This window comes from Pseudomonas sp. 1152_12, assembly GCF_052850675.1.
In genome coordinates, this window is record NZ_VXCW01000036.1 from 1 (window position 1) to 4,054 (window position 4,054).

A 4,054-nucleotide genomic window follows, 5' to 3' on the forward strand; every position below is an offset into this window, starting at 1 on the left:
AGTACAGCACCGGCACCAGCACTTCTTCGCCGTTGACCACGCTTCTTTCCAGCCAGACGATGTCGTGGGTCAGGGCCGCGACTTGTTCCGAAGTCAGGCTGACACCCACGGCCAGGTTCAGTGTTTGCTTGCTGGCGATGGCGTTGTCCATCAGGTGTTTGAACAGTTTCTCGTCGGTGGTTTGCCCGTCGAGAAAGCGTTGACCGGTGCGTGCCACGACAGCTTGTTGGACCAGGCGCTGTTCGTAGAAACCATCGCCCAGGCGCTTGGCGCTCTCGTCCGGGTTGTAGCCCAGGCCAGAGAGCAGGTAGTCCGAGCTCATGAATTGCTTCATGTCGGTGAGCACGGGGTTAGTTTCAATCAGGTATTTGTGCGCTTGCGACACGCCGCTTCTAGCGGGCAGGCCTTGCACGCGGCTGATGGCTTGGGCGCCTACCGCGCTCGGTGGTGCACTGGCTTGAATCGCAACGGTGGCCACGGCGTCATGCGGAGCAAGCGTTGGGAGCGAAGCCGGGCGCTCAGGCGCGGTAACAGCAACCCGTGCATCTCGCTCAACCAGGACCGGCGAAAGGTCGACGGCGGGTTGGGCACTGCCACTTAACGCCGCGATGCCGTCGACATGCGCAATATCACCAGCGGTCGTGCGACCGGGTTGCTGCACGACGTCATCGGCACTGCCGACACCGGCAGCATTGACCGCGCGTGCACTGGCGTCAATGCCGCATGCCGCGAAAAGGAGAAAGCTTTATTTAAGCGACGTAGCATCTCGAAAAGTTAAATAAATCCGTCCCCTTTTCGTATTATCGTCGCGAAGAAAATGACTGGCAACCGGTGAAGAATTTGTACGCTCTGGCCACCTCATCACCTAAGTCGTTAAGCCGTGTATAGATAACACGTAGCGCCCCTCACTTCGTCGAAGTGTACTGGGCCCATCACTCAACCAAGGGCCGCAAACACCAACGCGCTAGGGGCTCAATCGCCAGAAGCAGGCTAAGCCGGCAGTCCGCCAGACACGCGCGCGAGCCGTGGTTGCTTGCCAGCAACTTGTCGCAAAGCGAGTGAAACCCAGCAAAAATCGTGGCGATTTATAAGCTGCGTATGCAGATCGAAGAAGACTTCCGGGATGTAAAAAGTGAGCACTTGGGATTGGGACTGAATCTGCATCGAAGCCAATGTCCAAAGCGCATCGAAGTGCTTCTGTTGATTACCGCCTTGGCCAACTACCTCATATTCTTACCAGGATTGCAGGCACGGGAGAACCAATTGGAACGGCGCTATCAAAGCAACAGCCTCAAAGAGAGACGAGTACTTTCATTGTGGCGCTTAGGCCCGGAATACTGGCGCAGTTGAACAGCTTTCGGTAATCGAGAGCAGTTGGAAATATTGGAGCATGCTCTGCGTGATGAGGTGCATCATCAGGCGCAAAGTTTGGAGTAGATTTGCGGGCATCTCTCAGGGTCTGACCCCGTTTTTTTGCTCTAACACCCAGAGGAAAATCATCCATTCTCCTTTTTCCTCAGCCCCAAGCCCTCAGAATCCGCCACTATTTTCCTACGATCAACATCATGAAATCAATATAGCTAAAAGCTTATTAAACTCGCCAGGTATGCGGTCTGCCTTGTCGGGCGAAAGTAAGACATTCATTATCTGTTCTTCGCCAAGGCAATCGTAAACATCAATAGATATCCACCCTTTAGACCAAAAATCAATGGTTGCTAAAATGTTACACCCCTCTATCTCGATTCGATCGAGATTTCCAAAGTCTCCATTTTCAAACGACGATCGCTCCAACAAATACCTCCCCAGCAACGGTTTGATTTTTTCTTCAAACTGTCCAATATCCATAATACCCCTCACTTAAAATCCAATACCGAAATATTTTTTACCATTGGCAAGTGCTCACCGCCCTGTTTATTTAGTTTGAACTGTTGTGACTTTGCCGCATCGGGTCCAATCATCTTCACCCATCCATCCTCCCCCCCCTTCACCAGACTTTTTGTGGGAACATCAAATTCAACATACAAAGCACCTTTAGTTGCCCGCCCCCTGAAATCATCTGGTCCGATGATTGATGCGTAGGTCATCCCACCGGCACCCTGCAAAGGTTTATTATTACTTTGCATTTGGGCTAATTCAGTAGAAGACATCCATCGCCCAACACGGGTCATACTTATACCATCTACAACTTTAGTCTGTCCAATTCCCAACAAATTGCTTGTATTAGTTTTTTTGTTACCTGTGGAGCTTACTGCTTTTCCTGTTCCAAGTACGGCGCCAAGTAACGTAGCAGCAGCAGCGGTCCAAAAAGGGTCTCCCCCATCTCGCAGCGCAGCTAACTCAGTAGCAATTGTTAATCCGGCGGTGGTGTTATTACCTATTATTATTAAAGCAATTGTAGTTGCTTCTCCAACACGCCCTTGGGAAGCAAGGGATTTAGCCAACTCCCGAAGTTTTGGCTCATCCTCAATAAGCCGACCTGAAAGCGATTCGCAAATTTTCGGGTCATTATTGCACACTGACGCTAGGGCTTTATTGCTATCCTCGTCTATTTTCGCGTAACGCTCACGGACTTCATTTTTTTCATCGTCAGTTATCTTGCTATCAAGTTCCTCAAGCATTGCCACCACTTGATGATGAAGTAAATAGTTGTACTGCGTCGCATTCTTCGCTATCCAGCCACCCTTCTCGATCGAACTCGCATCCGCATCATTCTGCGAAGCCGCCGCCAATACACCCACTATCTGAGAGCTCATGGACAGCAAGGTTTTATCACCATGAACCAATGCATCCAGGTGGCCTACTACTGCTTCGTTGATACCAGCCGCCAACGCCCCCGTTTTAAAGTCTCCTCCCGTAGCTTGGGAAAGCAGCCCGCCGACCATCGCATGAACAAGTATCTTTGGTGGGTAACCATCAGTCAGCTTGCCCTGTGTAAAATCGCCAACGGCATTGAAACTTGCAGCTGCCAACGCATTAAACAAAGCGCCTTTGAGCGCGTCGCCAAAGTCACCGCCTTGCCCCAAAGCCTTGCTCAGTAGAGTCGAGGTACTGTTCTGCAAAGCCTGATTAGCCGCAAACTGGCCGACACCAGTCCAGGTATTAAGTGCTACCGCTCCCGTTGATGGATTGGTCTGAGTCCCGGTCCAGCCATCGAAAAGACCTGCAGTCAGGCCCGCAGTTACCCCCGAAATGACATACCCCTTCATCGCATCTGAAGAGGTGACGTCTTTAAACACCGCGCCGAGGTTGCCGCGATTATTGACGACGCTGACGCTTGCGTTAGTGGAGGCTCCCGACGCCACAGCCCCAACGACCGCCCCTGCCGTCCCGCCACCCGCCGCAGCGGCCGCCATAGGCCCAACCACCGCCGCCATCACAATCGCAATAATAATCTGCGAAGCCGGCCCCAACCCCGAGCTGCTGTACTTAAAGCTATCGTGAAATTCCTTAACCTGATGCCAATCCACATCACCGCGCTTTTCCGCATCCTTGAGCCAAGCCAACTGCGGGTCAGCCTTAACCATCGCATCAATAGACTGACTAACGGTTTGCTGATTGACCTGGGTAACGTCAATCCTCAGTCCATCCACCGCTTTGATCGCAATATTCCCGGCGGCAACCATCTGAGTCTGACGCACGCTCTCGTCGGTATTACCTTTGCCTTTGGAGGACACCCAGAAGGCATTGTTATTGCTCTTCTCATGACTCTCCTGATGCAGGTCCTTGACCGCCTCAAACGTCACCGCCCCGCCACTGACAATCGCAATATCCCCGCCACTGTCGAGCTTAGCGCCTTGATACAGCTGGTCCCCACCGCTTTGCAGGGTCTGATTGCCGCCACTGGTGATCTGGCTGCCGATGTTCGTGACCTGAGTGACTTCATCACGCTGGGTTTCCTTGCTGCCCCAACTGCCCTTCTTCTTCATGTCATACAGCGAGTAATCACTGTCTTGCGCCGACAGCAACGCCAGGTTGCCACCCGCCACCAGATACGCCTCATCCCCAGCACTGACACGACTGGCAATCATCGCCAAGTCCTTCCCAGCGCTGAGCA

At 52.6% G+C, this 4,054-nt stretch carries 3 protein-coding genes and 1 pseudogene; 1 reads left to right on the forward strand and 3 read right to left on the reverse strand.

Annotation, left to right across the window (positions count from 1 at the left end; translation table 11 throughout):
* Nucleotides 1–424 (reverse strand): annotated as a pseudogene (locus FW764_RS27950) (hypothetical protein); the annotation flags it as partial.
* A 653-nt stretch (nt 425–1,077) separates the two neighbouring features.
* Here FW764_RS27950 and FW764_RS27955 point away from each other — a divergent pair.
* Entirely contained in the window at nt 1,078–1,350 is a 273-nt protein-coding gene (locus FW764_RS27955; RefSeq protein ID WP_446436710.1) for a hypothetical protein, read from the forward strand.
* Between the two features lie 213 nt (nt 1,351–1,563).
* Here FW764_RS27955 and FW764_RS27960 read toward each other — a convergent pair whose 3' ends face one another.
* Both FW764_RS27960 and FW764_RS27965 read right to left on the reverse strand, forming a co-directional pair.
* Nucleotides 1,564–1,845 carry a hypothetical protein gene (locus FW764_RS27960; RefSeq protein WP_446436711.1) on the reverse strand — a complete coding sequence of 94 codons (282 nt, stop codon included), beginning with the start codon at nt 1,843–1,845 and terminating at the stop codon, nt 1,564–1,566.
* An 8-nt stretch (nt 1,846–1,853) separates the two neighbouring features.
* Nucleotides 1,854–4,054: DUF637 domain-containing protein (locus tag FW764_RS27965; protein ID WP_446436712.1), on the reverse strand; the 2,201-nt coding region annotated here is incomplete at its 5' end.